This is a genomic window from Microbacterium mangrovi (genome assembly GCF_000802305.1).
Lineage (GTDB): Bacteria > Actinomycetota > Actinomycetes > Actinomycetales > Microbacteriaceae > Microbacterium > Microbacterium mangrovi.
Map to the genome: position 1 here is coordinate 708046 of NZ_JTDK01000006.1, position 18563 is coordinate 726608.

Annotated in this window: 14 protein-coding genes; 2 read left to right on the forward strand and 12 right to left on the reverse strand. The window is 71.0% G+C overall.

Annotated features, from left to right (window positions below):
- Positions 1-117: 117 nt before the first annotated feature.
- Both LK09_RS07165 and LK09_RS07170 read left to right on the forward strand, forming a co-directional pair.
- A complete protein-coding gene (locus LK09_RS07165; protein ID WP_039397473.1) occupies positions 118-1383 on the forward strand; it encodes a sensor histidine kinase in 1266 nt (421 codons plus the stop codon).
- Positions 1380-2057 (forward strand): response regulator, encoded by a 678-nt coding sequence (locus LK09_RS07170; protein ID WP_039397476.1) that lies wholly within the window; start codon positions 1380-1382, stop codon positions 2055-2057. The genes LK09_RS07165 and LK09_RS07170 overlap by 4 nt, the downstream gene beginning before the upstream one ends.
- 9 nt (positions 2058-2066) lie before the next feature.
- On the opposite strand, the gene LK09_RS07175 is transcribed toward LK09_RS07170, so the two are convergent.
- The 12 genes from LK09_RS07175 to LK09_RS07230 all read right to left on the reverse strand — a co-directional run bounded on the left by LK09_RS07175 (position 2067) and on the right by LK09_RS07230 (position 18531).
- A complete protein-coding gene (locus tag LK09_RS07175; protein WP_231562975.1) occupies positions 2067-2987 on the reverse strand; it encodes an ion transporter in 921 nt (306 codons plus the stop codon).
- Between the two features lie 37 nt (positions 2988-3024).
- Entirely contained in the window at positions 3025-4104 is a 1080-nt protein-coding gene (gene prfA, locus LK09_RS07180) for a peptide chain release factor 1 (protein ID WP_039397478.1), read from the reverse strand.
- Positions 4105-4112: 8 nt separating this feature from the next.
- Positions 4113-6215: a transcription termination factor Rho gene (gene rho / locus LK09_RS07185; protein ID WP_039397480.1), complete on the reverse strand. Its 2103-nt coding sequence runs from the start codon at positions 6213-6215 to the stop codon at positions 4113-4115.
- 238 nt (positions 6216-6453) lie between these two features.
- A complete protein-coding gene (gene thrB, locus LK09_RS07190; protein WP_039397482.1) occupies positions 6454-7386 on the reverse strand; it encodes a homoserine kinase in 933 nt (310 codons plus the stop codon).
- Complete coding sequence (gene thrC, locus LK09_RS07195) at positions 7383-8453, reverse strand: threonine synthase (protein WP_039397484.1); 1071 nt, start codon at positions 8451-8453, stop codon at positions 7383-7385. The genes thrB and thrC overlap by 4 nt, the downstream gene beginning before the upstream one ends.
- Position 8454: 1 nt before the next feature.
- On the reverse strand, positions 8455-9756 hold the full coding sequence (locus tag LK09_RS07200) for a homoserine dehydrogenase (RefSeq protein ID WP_039397490.1): 1302 nt from the start codon (positions 9754-9756) through the stop codon (positions 8455-8457).
- Positions 9753-11189, reverse strand: a complete 1437-nt coding sequence (gene lysA / locus LK09_RS07205; RefSeq protein ID WP_039397492.1) for a diaminopimelate decarboxylase — start codon at positions 11187-11189, stop codon at positions 9753-9755. Before lysA ends, LK09_RS07200 begins: the two co-directional genes overlap by 4 nt.
- Before the next feature lie 146 nt (positions 11190-11335).
- The gene (locus LK09_RS07210; RefSeq protein ID WP_039397494.1) at positions 11336-12721 is read right to left on the reverse strand and encodes an LmeA family phospholipid-binding protein; all 1386 of its coding nucleotides are present in this window, start codon (positions 12719-12721) and stop codon (positions 11336-11338) included.
- Positions 12712-13488 carry an LmeA family phospholipid-binding protein gene (locus tag LK09_RS07215; RefSeq protein ID WP_039398253.1) on the reverse strand — a complete coding sequence of 259 codons (777 nt, stop codon included), beginning with the start codon at positions 13486-13488 and terminating at the stop codon, positions 12712-12714. The genes LK09_RS07210 and LK09_RS07215 overlap by 10 nt, the downstream gene beginning before the upstream one ends.
- Positions 13489-13505: 17 nt before the next feature.
- Positions 13506-15170, reverse strand: a complete 1665-nt coding sequence (gene argS / locus LK09_RS07220) for an arginine--tRNA ligase (protein ID WP_039397496.1) — start codon at positions 15168-15170, stop codon at positions 13506-13508.
- A gap of 27 nt (positions 15171-15197) precedes the next feature.
- The gene (locus LK09_RS07225; protein ID WP_039397498.1) at positions 15198-15995 is read right to left on the reverse strand and encodes a transglutaminase-like domain-containing protein; all 798 of its coding nucleotides are present in this window, start codon (positions 15993-15995) and stop codon (positions 15198-15200) included.
- Positions 15996-16053: 58 nt separating this feature from the next.
- On the reverse strand, positions 16054-18531 hold the full coding sequence (locus tag LK09_RS07230) for a phosphoketolase family protein (RefSeq protein WP_269430930.1): 2478 nt from the start codon (positions 18529-18531) through the stop codon (positions 16054-16056).
- Positions 18532-18563: the final 32 nt, after the last annotated feature.

Sequence of the window (18563 nt, forward strand, 5' to 3'; positions counted from 1 at the left end):
CGGATGCCGCCCCTCGGGGTGGCTCCCCCACTGTGCGCCGGCACCGGCCGCCGACCGTCGTTGCGGTCGTATTGGTCTCGGCCGGGAGCCGGCGGTTTCTGGCACGCTGGACGCAGCATGACCCGCACCGTCCGCACCCGCAGCGCCGCGACCACCGTCTTCACGGACGTCGCGATCGTCGTCGTGTTCGTCGTCGCCGTGCTCGCCACGGCCCTCGTCCTCGATGCGCGGCAGGCGGTGCGCTCGGACGCGGAGAGCCTCACCCGCAGCACCTCGGCGACGATCGCTCTCGCGCCCGGCGTCGCGTCGGCACTGCAGGCCGATCCCGCGCAGGCGACCGCGCGCCTGGAGCCGATGACCGAAGCGATGCGCAAGAGCACGGCGGTGGACTTCATCACGATCATGACGCCGGACGGCATCCGCGTCACCCACCCCGACCCGACGCAGATCGGAAAGCACTACATCGGCACCATCCCGGCCACCCCGCACCCCCTCACGCAGGAGGTCACCGGAACCCTCGGACCGTCCGTCCGCACGATCGCACCGATCCGGGTCGATGGCGCCCTCGTCGGCTGGGTCTCGGTCGGCGTGACGGTGCGCAGCATCACGAGCAGCCTCCTTCCTCGGCTGCCGTTCGCGATCGCCGTCGCTCTGGCGCTCCTGCTCGCCGGCCTCGTGTTCGCGTTCGTCGCCCGCCGCACGACACGCCGGCTCGCCGGAGACCTTCCCCCCGGGGGCATCCGCGACGCCGTCGCGTCGTACGAGTCCACGCGCACGCTGGGAGAGGCACTGCGCGCGCAGACGCACGAACACGGCAACAGGATGCACACCGCGGTCGCGCTCATCGAACTGGGGCGCGCCGACGAAGCCGTCGAGATCCTCACCGAGACGGCACGGCAGAGTCAGGAACTCGTCGACCTCGTCAATGCGCGCGGCACCGGCGACCCGGCGATCGGCGCACTCCTGCTCGGCAAAGCGGCCCAGGCGCGCGAACAGGGCATCGAGTGGACGGCGCAGATCGCACCGGAGACCCCGCCGTCGGGCCTGCCGGCGGTCGACGCCGTCGCGGTGCTCGGCAATCTCATCGACAACGCGCTCGACGCGGCCGCCGCCGGAGGTGCTCCCCGGTGGGTGCGGGTCGAACTGGCACCCCACGATGCGGGACTCGTGCTCCTCGTGTCGGACAGCGGCGACGGCGTCCCCGCGGAGATGCGCGAGCGCATGTTCGAGCACGGCTTCTCCACCAAGCCCGCCGGCACCGAAGGACGCGGCGTCGGCCTCGCGCTGGCCCGCTCCGTCGTCTCGGGTGCCGGCGGGCGCATCGAGTTCGAGCCGGGACCGCCCACGACGTTCCGCGTCACGCTCCCGGGGAGCAAGAGGTGATCCGCGTGCTCCTCGTCGACGACGAGGCGCTCACCCTCGAGCTGCACCGCTCGTATGTCGAGCGGATCGAAGGATTCGAGGTGGTCGCGGAGTGCTCCAGCGCCCGTGCCGCGCTGACGGCGCTCGTGGACCGCGACCTGCAGATCGACCTCGTCCTGCTGGACGTGACGATGCCGGGCGGCAGCGGGCTGGATGTGCTTCGGCAGCTGCGGGCGCGGGCGTCGGCGGTGGACGTGATCGCGATCACCGCCATCCGCGACGCCGAGGTCGTGCGGGCCATGGCGGCCCTGGGCGTCAGCCAGTACCTCGTGAAGCCCTTCGCGTTCCCGCTGTTCCGGGAGCGGATGACGCAGTACCGGGATGCCCGCCGGCGCGCGCTCGAGTCGGCAGGCGCGGTCACCCAGTCGGAGATCGACGCACTGCTGGGTGCCCTTCATCCGTCCGCGGCACCGCTCCCCCTTCCCAAGGGCCTGTCCGCGGCGACCCTGGATGCCGTGAGCGAGGTCCTGCGCACGACCGGCGCCCTGTCTGCGCGTGAGGCGGCATCCGCGCTCGGGATGTCACGCGTGGCCGCACGCCGGTACCTGGAGCACCTCGCCGAGAGCGGTCGGGCGGTGCGGGCCCCGCGCTACGGCACCCCCGGACGCCCGGAGACCGAGTACCGCTGGCGGTGACCCGGCGGCTTACTCGCGACTGCTCTCGGCGAAGATGCGACGCGCCTCCGCGAGGGCCTGCTCGGACTGCGCGAGCAGCTCCGCGATGCGGGCGTTCGCCTGGGCAGAGCCGGTCGTCGCCGTGGGGGCGGGCGCATCGCCGTCTCCGGCGGCTGCACCGGCGGTCACCGCTCCTGCCGCGCCACCCGCGGCGACGCCCGCGGCCGTGTGGCTCGCATCGGGCTGCGGGAGCAGCGGGGCCTCCCCCTCGGCGGGCACCGGTTCGTCCTTCTTCGACGGACCGAGGAACGCGTTTGCCAGATAGCCGGTGAAGGTGCCGAAGATGCCGACGCCGATGATGATGATCAGCGTCCCGATCCACTTGCCCGGATTCGTCACCGGGAAGTGGTCGCCGTAGCCGACCGTCGAGATCGTGACGATCGTGTACCAGAGGGCGTCGGAGGCCGTCGTGATGTTCGCGCCCTCGGCGTACTGCTCCACCCGCAGGATCGCGAGCGACCCGAACTGCAGCACCAGGATGCCCATGAGCAGCAGAGTCATCAGCGCGCTGTTGGCCCGATCGCGCGTGATGCTGCGCCAGATCGCGCCGGGGCCGAGCTTGCGCAGCAGCCGCACCACCCGCAGGACCCGGAACAGGCGCAGGATCTTCAGCTCCTGGAACGGCAGCGAAGCCAGCAGGTCGGCCCAGCCGTACTGCCGGAAGAAGTATCGCGAGGCGGACGGCGCGGTGGTGATCCGATAGATGAAGTCCGTCAGGAAGATCACGCTGAACAGGCCGTCCATGACGGCCAGCACGATCTGCAGCGACTGATCGTTGCGGAAGATGTAATCCAGCGCGATGTTGACGATCGAAAGGATGGAGAGCAGCCCTACGAAGATCTCGTAGACGGTGTTCTTCATCTCGCTGCGCGGCGCCCGTCTCCTGGCCACGTGGTCCCCTTCCCCCGCCGTCGTCGCGGGGTGACGCTCAGTCTTCGCCGGCGAGGGAGGCCAGGCGTGCCTCTTCGTCGGCGTGGATCGCCGACTCGATGATGGGCTCGAGTGCGCCGTCCATCACCTGGTCGAGGTTGTAGGCCTTGTATCCCGTCCGGTGATCCGCGATGCGGTTCTCCGGGAAATTGTAGGTGCGGATGCGTTCCGAGCGGTCCATGCCACGGATCTGCGAGCGTCGCGCGTCGGAGGCGGCGGCATCCCGCTCCTCCTGCTGCTTGGCCAGCAGCCGCGCGCGCAGCACGCGCATGCCGGCCTCGCGGTTCTGCAGCTGCGACTTCTCGTTCTGCATCGACACCACGATGCCGGTGGGCACGTGGGTGATCCGCACCGCGGAGTCGGTCGTGTTCACGGACTGACCGCCGGGACCGGAGGAACGGAACACGTCGATCTTGAGGTCGTTCTGGTTGATCTCGATCTCGTCCGGCTCGTCGACCTCGGGGAAGACCAGGACGCCCGTCGTCGACGTGTGGATGCGCCCCTGCGACTCGGTCGCCGGCACGCGCTGCACGCGGTGCACACCGCCCTCGTACTTGAGGTGGGCCCACACGCCCTGGGCGGGGTCGCTGGAGGACCCCTTGATGGCGACCTGGACGTCCTTGTAGCCGCCGAGGTCGGACTCGTTGCGCTCGAGCAGCTCGGTCTTCCATCCCTTGGACGCGGCGTACTGCAGGTACATGCGCAGCAGGTCCGCCGCGAACAGCGCCGACTCGGCGCCGCCCTCGCCCTGCTTGATCTCCATGATCACGTCGCGGGCGTCGTCCGGATCCCGCGGGATCAGCAGACGCCGGAGCTTCTCCGCCGCGGCGGCGAGGCGCTCCTCGAGCGCGGGCACCTCGTCGGCGAACGCCGCATCCTCCCGGGCGAGCTCGCGGGCGGCATCCAGATCATCGGATGCCGCCTGCCAGTCCTCGTGGGCCTTGACGATGCGCGACAGCTCGGCGTAGCGCCGGTTGACTCGCTTGGCGCGCGCCGGATCGGCGTGCACCGCGGGGTCGTTCAGCTCCTGCTCGACGGCCCGGTGCTCCTCGAGCAGCGGCCCGACAGCGTCGAACACGACGGGCCTTACCGGATGCTGTTCTCGTGACCGTGGCTGTGACCGCCACCGCGGCCGTCACGCTCGGGCACCGGGACGGCCTTCTGCATCTGCACGAGGAACTCGACGTTGGACTGCGTCTCCTTGAGCTTGCCCAGCACCACCTCGAGAGCCTGCTGCGGGTCGAGGCCGGCGAGGGCGCGACGCAGCTTCCAGGTGATCTTGACCTCGTCGCTGGACATCAGCATCTCTTCGCGACGGGTGCTGGACGCGTTGACGTCCACCGCCGGGAAGATGCGCTTGTCGGCCAGCTGACGCGACAGGCGCAGTTCGCTGTTGCCGGTGCCCTTGAACTCCTCGAAGATGACGTCGTCCATCTTCGAGCCGGTCTCCACGAGAGCCGTCGCCAGGATCGTGAGGGATCCGCCGTTCTCGATGTTGCGCGCGGCGCCGAAGAAGCGCTTGGGCGGGTACAGCGCCGAGGCGTCCACGCCACCGGTCAGGACGCGTCCGGACGTCGGTGCGGACACGTTGTAGGCACGGCCGAGGCGCGTGATCGAGTCCAGCAGCACGACGACGTCGCGGCCGAGCTCCACCAGGCGCTTGGCGCGCTCGATGGCGAGCTCGGCGACTGTCGTGTGGTCTTCGGCGGGACGGTCGAACGTGGAGGCGATGACCTCGCCGCGCACCGAGCGCTGCATGTCGGTGACCTCTTCGGGGCGCTCGTCGACGAGAACGACCATGAGGTGCACCTCGGGGTTGTTCTTCGCGATCGCGTCGGCGATCTGCTGCAGCACGATCGTCTTGCCGGCCTTCGGGGGCGCCACGATGAGGCCGCGCTGACCCTTGCCGATCGGCGCCACGAGGTCGATGATGCGCTGCGTCAGCTTCTCGGGCGCGGTCTCCAGGCGCAGGCGCTCCTGCGGGTACAGCGGGGTCAGCTTGCCGAATTCGACGCGCGCGGCGGCGTCGTCGACCGAAAGGCCGTTGACGGCGTCGACCTTGACCAGCGCGTTGTACTTCTGGCGGCTGGACTGCTCGCCCTCGCGCGGCTGCTTGATGGCGCCCACGACCGCGTCGCCCTTGCGCAGGTTGTACTTCTTGACCTGGCCGAGCGACACGTAGACGTCGCTCGGACCGGGCAGGTAGCCGGTGGTGCGCACGAAGGCGTAGTTGTCGAGCACGTCGAGGATGCCGGCGATCGGGATGAGGACGTCGTCCTCGCCGATCTCGGTCTCGAACTCGTCGGCGTTCTGGTTGGCCGCGCCGCGGCGCTTGTTGCGCTGCCGGCTGCGGGCGCTCTGACCCTGCTGGTTCTGCTGGCCGCCGTTCTGGCCGCCCTGCTGGTTCTGCTGACCGCCCTGCTGGTTCTGCTGCGGGGCCGCCTGCGGCTCGTCGGCAGTCTCGGACGCGTCGGCGTCGGCCTGCGCCGCGTCCTTCGCGTTGCGGTTGCGGCTGCGGTTGCGGTTGCGGTTGCGACCGCGCGCAGGCTGCTCGCCCTCGGCGGTCTCGGCGGCGTCGGCCTCGACGTTCTCGGCTTCGGGCGCCTCCGCAGGAGCCTCGGTCGCGTCCGCCGAAGCGTCGGCGGCGGGCGCCTCGGCGGCGGGCTCGGCCTCGGCGGGCTCGGCGGCCGGCGCGGCCTTGCGGCGACGCGGGGCGCGCGCGGGCTTCGTCGGCGCCTCGGCCACAGCGGCCTCAGCCGGTGCGGCGTCCTCGGACGATTCGGCCGGCGCGTCCGTCGACGCGGCATCCGCCACGGCGGCGGGCTCTTCGGCGGCGGGCGCCTCGGACGGCGTGATGACGTCGGTCTTCGCGCGGCGCGGGGCGCGCTTGCGCGGCGCCTTCTTGACCGGCTCCTCGAGTTCGAGGACCTGCTCGGCGTCGACGGCCGGCGTCTCTTCGGCCGCGGGGGCGGCCTCGGTCACGGGCTCGGCGGGCTGCTCGAGCTCGGCCTCGACCTCGGCGAGGGGCTCGGCGACCTCGGCATCCTGCTCGGTCGCCTCCTCGGCCGCGGCGGCCTCGTCGGCGGCATCCGCCTCGGCGACGGCCTGGTCGGCGGTCAGCTCTTCGTTGGTGTCGACGCTCTCATCAGCGGGCGCGTCGGCGTTGTGGATCTCGGAGATGGACTCCACGAGTTCTCCCTTGTGAAATGTGTGAATTCAGGCACGCCCGTCCGTGCGCCAGACGGCGCGAATTCCGCTCGATGGGAGCGGTGGCACCGGGGTGGTCACACCGCTCGCGTCGTTCACGGAAGCTGTACGGGAGGCTTTCGCAGATTGCGATGGAGGTCAGAATCCGCTCGCCTTGCGGCTTCGCGGCATCCTCCGTGTACTCCGATACTTTACCACTGTCCGGTCCGCAGACCGGCATTCAGCCGCCGAGGGCCTCGGCAGGACGCACCGTGCCGCCCAGGAAGTCGACCGCGAGCGGCAGCGCCTCCCACGGATCGGGGGTGACCGATTCCGCCAGGGCCGCCGCTTCGAGGCGCCGCCCCGGGCCGTCGGCCAGCACGAGGACGCTCGGGCCCGCGCCCGACACGACGGCGGCGAACCCGGCGCGTCGCAGCGACTGCACGAGACGGTCGGTCTCGGGCATGGCCTGGGCGCGATAGCTCTGGTGCAGCTTGTCTTCGGTGGCCGCCAGCAGCAGCTCCGGGCTCTGCGTGAGGGCAGCGATCAGCAGGGCGGACCGCGACACGTTGAACACGGCGTCTTCGCGCGTCACCTGCTGCGGGTCGTAGGTGCGCGCCTCCTTCGTGGACATCGTGAACTCGGGGACGAGCACGAGGGGCGCGACGCCGCGGTCCACGAGCAGCTTCTTGTGCTGCGGGCCGGACTCGTCCACCCAGGCGATGGTGAGGCCGCCGAACAGCGCCGGAGCGACGTTGTCGGGATGCCCCTCCAGCTCGGTCGCCAGCTTCAGCAGCAGCTCCGGGCCGAGTTCGACCTCGCCCTCCAAGAGCCCCTTCGCGGCCAGCAGGCCGGAGACGACCGCGGCGCCGGACGATCCGAGGCCGCGCCCGTGCGGGATCACGTTGTGCGCGCTCAGGCGGATGCCGGGGCGGGTGCGGCCGACCGCACGGAAGGCGTGGTCCATCGCGCGCACGACGAGATGACTGGCATCCCGCGGCACCTCCTCGGTGCCCTGCCCGGTCACCTCGATCTCGAGGGCGTCGCCCTCCAGCCGCGTGACCGACATCTCGTCGTAGACGCTCAGCGCGAGGCCGAGCGTGTCGAAGCCGGGGCCGAGGTTGGCGCTGGTCGCGGGGACGCGGACGACGACCGTGCGGCCGGGCTCGATCACGCCAGGTCCAGCACGGAGGCCACCTCGGTGGTCACGGCGTCCACGACGATCGGCTCGGCGGTGGTGCCGTCGGTCTGGCGCAGGCCCCACTGCGGGTCCTTGAGGCCGTGACCGGTGACGGTGAGCACCACGCGGGACCCGGCCGGGATCACGCCGGCCTCGGCGCGGTCGAGAAGACCGGCGACGCTGGCCGCCGAGCCGGGCTCGACGAAGATGCCGACCTCGCCGGCGAGGATCTTCTGCGCCGCCAGGATGCGGTCGTCCTCGACGGCGCCGAACCAGCCGTTCGTGGCATCCCGCGCCTCCAGGGCGAGGTTCCACGATGCCGGGTTGCCGATCCGGATGGCGGTGGCGATGGTCTCGGGGTTCTTCACGACCTCGCCGCGCACGAGCGGCGCGGAACCGGCGGCCTGGAAGCCGAACATGCGCGGGATGCGCGTGGACACGCCGCGCTCGGCCTCCTCGCGGTATCCGCGGGTGTACGCGGTGTAGTTGCCGGCGTTGCCGACGGGGATGAAGTGGAAGTCGGGCGCATCGCCGAGCTGCTCGACGACCTCGTACGCGGCCGTCTTCTGCCCCTCGATGCGGTCGGGGTTGACCGAGTTCACGAGGTGCACGGGGTAGCGCTCGGCGAGCTCGCGCGCGATCTCGAGGCAGTCGTCGAAGTTTCCGCGCAGCTGGATGAGCTTGCCGTTGTGCGCGACGGCCTGGCTGAGCTTGCCCATCGCGATCTTGCCTTCGGGCACCAGGACTGCGGCCGTGATGCCGGCGTGCGCGGCGTAGGCCGCGGCGGAGGCCGAGGTGTTGCCGGTCGAGGCGCAGATGACGGCCTTCGCGCCGTGCTCGACGGCCCGCGACAGCGCCACGGTCATGCCGCGGTCCTTGAACGACCCGGTCGGGTTCATGCCCTCGAACTTCACCCAGACGTCGGCGCCGGTGCGACGCGAGAGCGCGGGCGCGGGCAGGAGCGGCGTGCCGCCCTCCCCCAGGGTCACGACGGTGGACGACTCGGTCACGCCGAGACGGTCGGCGTACTCGCGCAGGACTCCCTGCCAGACATGGGCCATTTCAATCTCCTTCAACACGCAGGACGGAAACCACGCGCTCGACGACTCCGCTCGTGGCGAGTCGGCCGACGGTCTCGTTCAGATCCTGTTCGACAGCTTGGTGGGTACCGATGACGAGCCGCGCACGGCCCTCCTCGGTGACGGTCTGCTCGACGGTGGCGATCGACACGCGCCCGTCGCTCAGGATGCCGGCGACGGTCGCCAGCACCCCGGCCTGGTCGTCGACCTCGAGCGTCACCTGGTAGCGGGTGACGATCTCGCCGATGGCGACGACCGGAAGATGTGCCCGCGCGGATTCGCCGACGCCGACTCCGCCGGCGATGTGGCGGCGGGCGGCTGAGACGACGTCGCCCAGCACGGCCGACGCGGTCTGCAGGCCGCCGGCTCCGGCGCCGTAGAACATCAGGTTCCCGGCGGCGGCCGCCTCGACGAACACGGCGTTGTTGACGCCGTGGACGCTGGCGAGCGGGTGCTCACGGGGCACCAGGGCCGGGTAGACACGCACCGAGACGGCTTCGCCGTCGGCGCGGTCGGCGAGGCGTTCGCACACGGCGAGGAGCTTGATGACGTAGCCGGCATGGCGCGCGGCATCCATCATGCCCTTCGTGATGCCGGTGATTCCCTCGCGGTGCACGGCCTCGAGGGGCACCGTGGTGTGGAAGGCGAGGGAGGCGAGGATCGCGGCCTTCTGCGCGGCGTCGTACGCCTCGACGTCGGCGGTCGGGTCGGCCTCCGCGTACCCGAGGCGCTGGGCGTCGGCGAGCACCTCGCCGAAGTCGGCGCCCTCGCGGTCCATGCGGTCCAGGATGTAGTTGGTCGTGCCGTTGACGATGCCCATGATGCGGTTGACGCGGTCGCCGGCCAGCGAGTCGCGCAGCGGGCGGATGATCGGGATCGCGGCGGCGACGGCGGCCTCGTAGGAGACGGAGGCCCCGACCTGGTCGGCGGCGTCGAAGATCTCGGCGCCGTGCGTGGCGAGCATCGCCTTGTTGGCGGTGACGATGTCGGCGCCGGAGTTGATGGCCTGCAGCACGTACGAGCGCGCCGGCTCGAGGCCGCCCATGACCTCGATGACGATGTCGGAGCCGACGATGAGCGTCTCGGCGTCCGTGGTCATCAGCTCCCGCGGCAGCTCCGCGTTGCGGGGGGCGTCCGGGTTGCGGACCGCGATGCCGGCCAGTTCGAGTTCGGCGCCGGAGCGCTCGGCCAGCTCGTCGGCGTGCTCGCGCAGGAGCGCCGCGACCTGGGATCCCACCGAGCCTGCTCCGAGCAGGGCCACGCGCAGTCGTCGTTTGTCGGTCACTTCGTCGTGCTCCGCTCGCTCTGTTCAGGCATTCGTGTTCCTTCCGGGAGGATGCCCGCATCGCGCGACAGCAGGTCGGCGAGGGTCTCGCCGCGCACGATCACGCGCGCTCTGCCGTCTGCGACCGCGACGACCGCGGGGCGGGTGACGTAGTTGTAGTTGCTGGCCAGGGAGAAGCAGTAGGCGCCGGTCGCGGGCACCGCGACGAGGTCGCCGGGGGCGATGTCGGCGGGCAGGTAGCCGCGGTCGACGACGATGTCGCCGGACTCGCAGTGCTTGCCGACCACGCGCACCAGCACGGGCTCGTCGTCGCCGTCGCGCGAGGCGAGCGTCACGGTGTAGTCGGCGCCGTAGAGGGCCGGACGTGCGTTGTCGCTCATCCCGCCGTCGACGCTCACGTAGGTGCGCGTCGCCTCACCGCCCTCGAGGAGCACCGGCTTGACGGTGCCCACCTCGTAGAGGGTGACCCCGGCCTGGCCGACGATGGCCCGGCCGGGCTCGACGGCGAGTTCGGGAACGCGGATGCCGCGCACCTCGCACTCCTGCGCCACCGCGTTCGCGATGCCCGCGGCGAGCTCCTCGATCGTGTTCGGGTCGTCGGCGGACGTGTACGCGATGCCGAAGCCGCCGCCGACGTTGAGGAGCGGAACCGGGCCGTCCGCGAGGAGTTCGGCGTGCAGGTCGACCAGGCGCGACGCCGACTCGGCGAAGCCGGCGACGCCGAAGATCTGGGAGCCGATGTGGCAGTGCAGGCCGAGGAACCGCAGACCTTCGATCTCGCGGATGCGGGCGACGACCGCCGGCGCGTCCTCCATCGCGATCCCGAACTTCTGGTCTTCGTGCGCGGTCGCGAGGAACTCGTGCGTCTCGGCGTGGACTCCGCTGCGCACCCGCAGCAGCACGTCCTGGGTGTAGCCGTGGCGCTGCACGATCGCGGCGAGGCGCTCGAGTTCGATGATGCTGTCGAGCACGATCGTGCCCACGCCCACCTCGACGGCGCGCTCGAGTTCGGCCGTGCTCTTGTTGTTGCCGTGGAAGCCGATGTGGGCGGGCTCCATGCCGGCGGCCAGCGCGATCTCCAGCTCGCCGCCCGAGCACACGTCGACCGACATGCCCTCGGAGGTCACCCAGCGCACGACCTCGGTCGACAGGAACGCCTTGCCGGCGTAGTAGACGCGGGCCAGGGCGCCGTGGCGTGCGGCCGCGGTGCGGAACGCGGCGACCGTGCGCCGTGCGTGCTCGCGCACCTCGGTCTCGTCGAGCACGTAGAGCGGTGTGCCGAAGCGCTCCGCGAGCTCGGTGGCATCCACTCCCCCGACCTGGAGGACCCCCCGGGCGTCGCGCCTGGCGGACGCGGGCCAGACGGCGGGGTCGAGAGCAGCGATGTCTTCCGGAACCGGCAGGGGCGCCGGTCGGGAGGCGGGTGCGGACAACGAGGAACCAATCGGTGGGATGCGGCAGCGCGGTGCCCGGGACGCTGCGCTGCGGATGCGGCGGCGGATGCGCGTCGGGCGGTGTCAGTCTATCGAATCGCCGGGTCGGGCCCCATTCGTGCGACTCCGCCCGCCCGGCGGCCTGCTCACTTGCAGGTGCCCTTGGCCTGCAGGGCCGGGTCGGTGAGGATGCCGGGCTGCACGTCGAAGTCGGCCACGACGGCATCCTTCTTCACGTCCAGCCCCTTGAGCGTCATGCCCGCCGGATGCGTGTCGGCGAGACAGATCGTGCGGGACGCGAGGATCCCCTGCGCGAGTCCGCCGAAGCGCGCCCGCACCGTGTCGGCCGACATCGGCAGGCCGCCGACGATGAACTCCTCGGGGGTGAGCACCAGGTTGCCGCCTTCGATGCTCGCCTTCAGCACCTCGGTGAACGAGACGCCGCTGAGGAACTGCGCCGGATTGAGCGACACGGTCACCCGGTTCCCGTCGACCTTCACGGTCTCCGGCAGGATCTGCCCGAGCGTCGTCCGGTTCGCCGAGACGAGGGACTGCAGCGCATCGGGCTTGAGCCGCACCTTGGCCTCCGCGGTCGCGGGCACGCCCGTGCCGTTCGTGGGCACGTCGGTGGCGTGGATCGTGATCGTGCCGGTCGTGCCGACGAGCGGCACGCCCGCCACCGTGAACGTGAGGGTGTCGAGCTTGCCCGCCCAGGTCTGGGGCAGCACCGGCTCGTCGAAGGTCACGGCGACCGGGTGGGATGCCGGCAGGCCGAGCGCCTTGTCGACCTTCTGCTGCACGGTCTGCTTGACGACCGACGACGCGTGGGTCTCGGCGACCTGCCAGCCGATCGCGGCCGCGACCCCGACGAGGACGAGCACCACGGCGGTCGTGGCGAGCGTGACGATGACGGCCCGGCGGCGGCGACGCTTCTTCGCCGCCGGGGACGGTGGCGCGTCCGGCTCGGAGGTCTCGGGGGTCTCGGCGGCCGGCGACGCGGCGGGGGCGGTCGCCGTCGGCGCGGTCATCGCGCCGGTCGCAGCGGCCGCGATCGCCGCCGTATAGGAGGAGACCGGCGGAAGCGTCGGATGGGTCCCGGTCACGTCGAACCCGCCGGCGACCGCACCGAGCGGGATGGGCTCCGAGTTCGGCAGGTTCGACCACGCCAGCTGCTTCGGCCGGGTGCTCGTCGGTCGCTTCTGAGCCGGCAGCGCGGTCGCCGGCCCGATGGGCGAGATCGCCTGCGTCGGGGCATCCAGGCTGGAGGGCGCCGCCGGCTCCTCGGCCGCGGGAGCACTCTCCGGCGCAGGCGTCGCGTCCGGCGCAGGCGTGTCGTCCGCCGCGGGCGTCTCACCCGCCCCGTCCCCCGTCGCGTCCGCACCAGGGCGGACGCTGCCGGGCCGAGGCGGCACGTTCGCCGGCAGGGGCATCGTGACCGGCAGCGGGGCGAACTGCTCGGTGGGCGTCGCATCCCCGGAAGACGGCAGCGGCTGCGTCTTCGGGTTCTCGTCGTCGCCGATCCTCAAGAGCACGAGCCCTTCTGCTGGAGCGCGGCGTCCACCGCCAGGTCGCCGTCGATGGCGAAGTCCGCGACCAGGGTGGCGCCGGAGACCCGGACGCCGGTGAGCGTCACGCCGGCCGGGATCTTGTCGGCGATGCAGATGCTGCGCGGCTGGGTGATCGGGTCGGCGAGGGATCCGAACCGGCCGGCCAGGTCGGAGGCGTTCAGTGTCGCGCTCCCGACCGTGAACGAGGCGGGCGTGAGCACGAGCGCACCCGACTTCGCCGACGGCTTCAGCCCGATCCCGACCTCGATCGAAGCCCCGAACAGGCTCAGCCGGGTGGATGCCGTGACATCCGGCTCCTTCAGGCCGATCGATGACGGGTCGATCCCGTGGATGCCGGTGGCGAGGCTGCGCAGCTGCGCTTCGGTGAGGGTGACGGTGGCGTTTCCGGCGCTCATCTTGCCGGGGGTGGCGCCGCGGTACTCGACATCCTTCAGCTGCACCGCGACATCGGCCGCCGTGTCGCCGATGGGCACGTCGTCGCTCGCGACCCGCACGTCGTGGAACGTGCCGCCGATGAGCTGCGGGATCACCATGCCTTCGATGTCGACGTCGACCGGCTGGTCGGCGGGCAGGTGCAGCTTCTGGATCACCGCGGTGCGCACCGCCGTGGTCACCAGGCCCCGCGCGAGCGAGTCCGCGATGAACCACGCGGCCACGAGGAGGCCGATCACGACGAGGAGCGCGACGGCCCAGGGCCACCGGCGCCGGCGGGGCGACGTGTCCGTCGTCATCATGTGGTCCTCTCCCCCTACATGCGCTCCGGAGCGCTCACCCCGAGCATCGTGAGCCCGTTGCGCAGCACCTGACCTGTCGCGTCGTTCAGCCACAGGCGGGTGCGGTGCACGGCCTCGACCGGTGCATCGCCCAGTGGGATGACCCGGCAGTTGTCGTACCAGCGGTGGAAGAGTCCCGCCAGTTCTTCCAGGTACCGCGCGATGCGGTGCGGCTCGCGCACCTCGGCCGCATAGGCGACGATGCGCGGGAACTCCTGCAGCGCGCCCAGGAGCGCCGACTCGGTCGCGTGGGTGAGCAGCTCGGGGGCGAACTCGGAGCGGTCGACCCCGGACGCCGCGGCGTTGCGCGCCACGTTGTGCGTGCGGGCGTGGGCGTACTGCACGTAGAAGACCGGGTTGTCGTTGGTGCGCTTCTGCAGCACGTCCAGGTCGATGTCGAGGTTGGAGTCGGTGGAGCTGCGCACCAGCGCGTAGCGGGCGGCATCCACCCCGACGATCTCGACGAGGTCGTCGAGCGTCACCACGGTGCCCGCGCGCTTGGACATGCGCACGGGCTGGCCGTCCTTGACGAGGTTGACCATCTGGCCGATGAGGATCTGCAGGTTCACGTTCGGCTGGTCGCCGAAGGCCGCGCACATCGCCTGCAGGCGCCCGACGTACCCGTGGTGGTCGGCGCCGAGCATGATGATGCAGCGGTTGAAGCCGCGCTCGCGCTTGTTCAGGTAGTAGGCCAGGTCGCCGGAGAAGTAGGCCGGCTCTCCGTTGGACCGGATGATGACACGGTCGCGGTCGTCGCCGAGATCGGTCGAGCGCAGCCAGATCGCGCCGTCCTGCTCGAAGATGTGGCCGAGCTCGCGCAGCCGGTCGACGGCGTGCTCGACGGCACCGGACGTGTGCAGGTCGTTCTCATGGAAGTACACGTCGAAGTCGACGCCGAACGCGTGCAGGGTCTGCTTGATCTCGTCGAACATGAGCTCGACGCCGATCTCGCGGAACACCTCCTGGCGGTCTTCGGCGCTCAGCGCATCCAGGTCGCCGTCGTACGTCGCCGCGACCCGCGCGGCGATCTCGGCGATGTACGCCCCGCCGTAGCCGTCCTCGGGCGTGGGCTGCCCCTCGTACGCGGCGACGAGGCTGCGCGCGTACCGATCGATCTGGGCGCCGTGGTCGTTGAAGTAGTACTCCTTGGTGACCTGCGCGCCCTGCGAGGCGAGGATGCGGGCCAGCGAGTCGCCGACTGCCGCCCAGCGCGTGCCGCCGAGGTGGATCGGGCCGGTCGGGTTGGCGCTCACGAACTCGAGGTTGATGACGTTGTCGGAGAGCGACTCGTTCGTGCCGAAGGCGGCACCGGCATCCACGATGGTCTTGGCGAGCGCGCCGGCGGCCGCCGCATCCAGCCGGATGTTGATGAAGCCGGGGCCGGCCACCTCGACGCTCGCGATGCCCGGGGTCTCGGCAAGGGCCGCCGCGATGTCGCCGGCGAGCTCGCGCGGGTTGGCGCCGAGCTGCTTGGCGAGCTTCAACGCCGCGTTGGAGGCCCAGTCGCCGTGGTCGCGGTTCTTCGGCCGGTCCAGCGGCAGGTCGGATGCCGCGAGGCCCTCGATCGCGCCGGGTCGTCGCTGCTCCGCAAGCGGGCGGATGACGTCGAGCAGGGCTGCGGAGAGGGCTTCAGGATCCATAGACCGTCCAGTCTATGGGAGCCGGATTCACGCGATCTGGACGAGACCCGAATGATCATCGAACGGCAGCTCGATATCGCTGGAGGCGTTCACCCAGAGGTACTGCAGCGACACGGCGCCGCCGTGGTAGCTCAGCCACGCGCAGTCCGAGGCATCCGCGCCGGTCGCGATCCGCACCAGGCCGTGCCGGTTCGAGAGGTGGGTCGCGTCGACGACGTGCCAGGCCCCGTCGAGGTACGCCTCGGCCACCGCGTGGAAGTCCATCGGGCTGAGCCCGGGCGCGTAGCACGCGGCGTAGCGCGCCGGGACGTCCATCGCCCGCAGCAGCGCGATGACCGCGTGCGCGAAATCCCGGCAGACGCCCTGGCCCTTCGCGAGCACGGTGACGGCGCTGTCGGTGCCGGTCGAGCTTCCCCACGTGTACGTGAGCGAGTCGTGCACGTAGTCGGACACCGCCTGCACGAGATCGGCCTCGCCGAGCCCGCGGAACTGCCGCCGCGCCTGGGCGAACAGCGCGTCGGACTCGCTGTACCGGCTGGGGCGCACGTAGTCGATGAGCTCCAGCTCGTCGACCGCCGCGGCCGACGGGCTGGGCTCGATGTCGGCGGCGTAGCGCACCTGCAGCAGGCCCTCCTCGCTGCGCAGCCGGTGGAACCGCGTGCCGTCCGGCGCGGTGAGCACGGTGGGATGCCGCACCTGCCCGTTCTGCGTGAACGTGAGCGTCTCGTTGCGCAGCGCCGTGTCCGAGCGCACGGCGATCTGGAAGATGAGGTCGACGGACGCCGCTGTCTGCAGGTCGATGTCGGCCGTCGCGATGCGCGTCACCGAAGCATCCTACGGGGTCGGCACCCCGGCATCCGTCCGCGCGCGGCGGCCGGGCCGCTCACCCGGTCTGCCAGGACCAGTCGGCGACCTCCGGGATGTCCTCGCCGTGCGCGCGCGTGTAGTCGCGCGCACGAACCCGGGCATCCTGCATCCGCTGCCGGAGCCCCGCGCACCGCGCGGCGAGGCCGGGAACCCGGTCGATGGCGTCGATCACCAGCGCGTACCGGTCGAGGTCGTTGAGCATCACCATGTCGAACGGCGTGGTCGTGGTCCCGTTCTCCCGATAGCCGTGCGCATGGATGTTGTCGTGCCCATGACGGCGGTAGGTGAGCCGGTGGATGAGCCACGGATAGCCGTGGTACGCGAAGATGATCGGCCGGTCCGCGGTGAAGATCGCATCGAACTCGCGGTCGGGCAACCCGTGCGGGTGCTCGGACTCCGACTGCAGCCGCATCAGATCGACGACGTTCACGACCCGGACCTTCAGGTCCGGGATCTCGGTGCGCAGCAGCTGCGCGGCGGCGAGCACTTCGAGCGTCGGGACGTCGCCCGCGGCCGCGAGCACGACGTCGGGCAGCTGTCCTTCGACCTCGGTCCCCGCCCACTCGAGGATGCCGAGGCCGCGCGTGCAATGCAGCACCGCCTCGTCCATGGTGAGCCAGTTCGCCGCCGGCTGCTTGCCCGCCACGACCACGTTGACGTAGTCCACGGTGCGCAGGCAGTGATCGTAGGTCGACAGCAGCGTGTTCGCGTCGAAGGGCAGGTAGACCCGCACGACGTCGGCGCTCTTGTTCACGACGTGGTCGATGAATCCGGGATCCTGATGGCTGAACCCGTTGTGGTCCTGGCGCCACACATGACTGGACAGCAGGTAGTTGAGACTCGAGATCGGCCGCCGCCACGGGATGTCGCGGGTCCCCTTGAGCCACTTCGCATGCTGGTTGAACATCGAGTCGACGATGTGGATGAACGCCTCGTAGCAGTTGAACAGGCCGTGGCGACCGGTCAGCAGGTACCCCTCCAGCCACCCCTCGCACTGGTGCTCGCTGAGCACCTCCATCACGCGCCCGGCCCGGGCGAGGTGCTCGTCGTCGGCCTCGATCACCGCGTTCCACTGCTTGTCGGTCGCGGCGTACACCGCCGGCGCCAGCCGGTTGGATGCCGTCTCGTCGGGACCGAAGATGCGGAAGGTGGTCGGATTGTCCTCGATCACCGTCGCCAGCCACGAGCCCAGCACCGCGGTCGCCTCGGACGTGGTGGCCCCGGGTGCGGGGACGTCCACCGCGAACTCCCGGAAGTCGCGGAGGGCGAGCTCGGTGCGAAGCACGCCGCCGTTGGCCACCGGGTTGGCGCTCATCCGCCGGGGCCCGGCCGGGGCGAGCTCCCGGACGAACGCGGCCGGCGATCCGTCGGCCTCGAACAGCTCGTCGGGCCGGTAGGACCGCATCCACTCCTCCAGCACGTGGAGATGGTCTGCGCTGTCCCGAGCGCTCGGCAGCGGGACCTGGTGGGAATGGAAGGTGCCCTCGATCCGGACCCCGTCGATCAGTTCCGGGCACGTCCACCCCTTCGGCGTGCGCAGGATGATCATCGGCCACGCGGGGGTCGCGGTCTCCGGGTCGCCCTGTGCGTACCGGCCGGCCCGGGCATCCTCCTTGATCCGGGCGATGTCGTCGAGCACGCCGTCCAGGAGCTGCGCGAAGCGGCGGTGCGTCTCGAGCGGGTCCTCGTCGTCGAAGCCGCCGGTGAACAGGACGGGTTCGTACCCGTAGCCGCGGAACAGGGCGAGCAGACGGTCCTCGGGGATGCGCGCGAGCACGGTCGGGTTGGCGATCTTGTACCCGTTCAGATGCAGGATCGGCAGGACGACGCCGTCCTGCACCGGGTCGAGGAACTTGTTCGAATGCCACCCGGTGGCCGCCGGCCCGGTCTCGGCCTCGCCGTCGCCGACGACGCACGCGACCAGCAGCTCCGGGTTGTCGAACGCCGCGCCGTACGCGTGACTGAGCGAGTAGCCGAGTTCGCCGCCCTCGTGGATCGACCCGGGCGTCTCGGGGGCGACGTGGCTCGGGATGCCGCCGGGGAACGAGAACTGGCGGAAGAGGCGGCGCACGCCGTCTTCGTCGCGGCCGACGTGCGGGTACGTCTCCGAATAGGTTCCGTCGAGGTACGCGTTCGCGACCATTCCGGGGCCGCCGTGGCCGGGTCCGGTGACGAAGATCGTGTCGAGGTCGCGTTCGCCGATCGCGCGGTTGAGGTGCGCGTACAGGAAGTTGAGTCCCGGCGTCGTGCCCCAGTGACCGAGGAGTCGAGGCTTGACGTCGTCCCGGGTGAGGGGCCGGCGCAGCAGGGGGTCGTCGAGCAGGTAGATCTGCCCGACGCTCAGGTAGTTGGCCGCCCGCCACCAGCCGTCGATCTCACGGAGGACTTTCTCGTCAGTGGACATGGGGCGATTCTCCTGCAACGCGCGCCTCGGCGCAGCGGGGTTGCGGAACCCCGGTCGTTGAGCGAGCGAAGCGAGACGAAACGCATGGATGTGCGTTTCGTCTCGTCGCTTCGCTCCTCGCT

Excerpts from the sequence above, each read along its gene's own strand:
- LK09_RS07165 (WP_039397473.1), top strand. The coding sequence starts at position 118 with ATGACCCGCACCGTCCGCACCCGCAGCGCCGCGACCACCGTCTTCACG.
- LK09_RS07215 (WP_039398253.1), bottom strand. The coding sequence starts at position 13,488 with ATGACGACGGACACGTCGCCCCGCCGGCGCCGGTGGCCCTGGGCCGTC.
- argS (WP_039397496.1), bottom strand. The coding sequence starts at position 15,170 with ATGGATCCTGAAGCCCTCTCCGCAGCCCTGCTCGACGTCATCCGCCCG.
- thrC (WP_039397484.1), bottom strand. The coding sequence starts at position 8,453 with ATGGCCCATGTCTGGCAGGGAGTCCTGCGCGAGTACGCCGACCGTCTC.